Raw genomic sequence first — 581 nt, forward strand, 5'->3', positions numbered from 1 at the left:
GCTGGGCCTGGCGGCGACTCCCGGTGCCGGTGATCGCCGCCGTGCACGGGCACTGCTACGGCGGCGGCGTGCAGATCGCGCTGGGCGCGGACTTCCGCTTCGCGACGCCGGACTCGCAGTGGTCGGTGCTCGAGGGGCGCTGGGGGATCATCCCCGACATGAGCGGCATCCAGTCGCTCTCGGAGGTCGTCGGCATCGACGTGGCCAAGCGGCTGACGATGACCGCCGAGACGCTGTCGGGGTCGGCGGCCGCGGAGATCGGTCTGGTCTCGGAGGTCCACGACGACCCGGAGGCCGCCGCCGAGGCGTTCGCCCACCGGCTGATGCAGCGATCGCCCGACGCCCTGGCCGCGGCGAAGCGGCTCTTCGACGACACCTGGCACGCCGGCGCGCGACGCACCTTCGCCCGCGAGCGGATCGAGCAGCTGCCGCTGCTCTTCGGTGCCAACGCCAAGGCAGCGCGCGCCGCGGCCTTCGCCAAGGCGCCCGCGGTCTTCGGTCCGCGGTCTCGCCGCTGACCCCGCCCACCCCTGCGGGTGGCGGGTCGGTGCAGAATCGGGGCATGGCTACCACTGCACTCG

The 581-nt window shown here is 74.0% G+C and carries 1 protein-coding gene; it reads left to right on the forward strand.

Features of this window, described 5'->3' with window-relative positions:
• On the forward strand, positions 1–518 hold a 518-nt coding region (locus tag IT781_RS22140; protein ID WP_194972323.1), incomplete at its 5' end, for an enoyl-CoA hydratase-related protein.
• Positions 519–581 lie beyond the last annotated feature (63 nt).

It is taken from the genome of Methylobacter sp. BlB1 (genome assembly GCF_015476545.1).
GTDB lineage: Bacteria > Pseudomonadota > Gammaproteobacteria > Methylococcales > Methylomonadaceae > Methylobacter.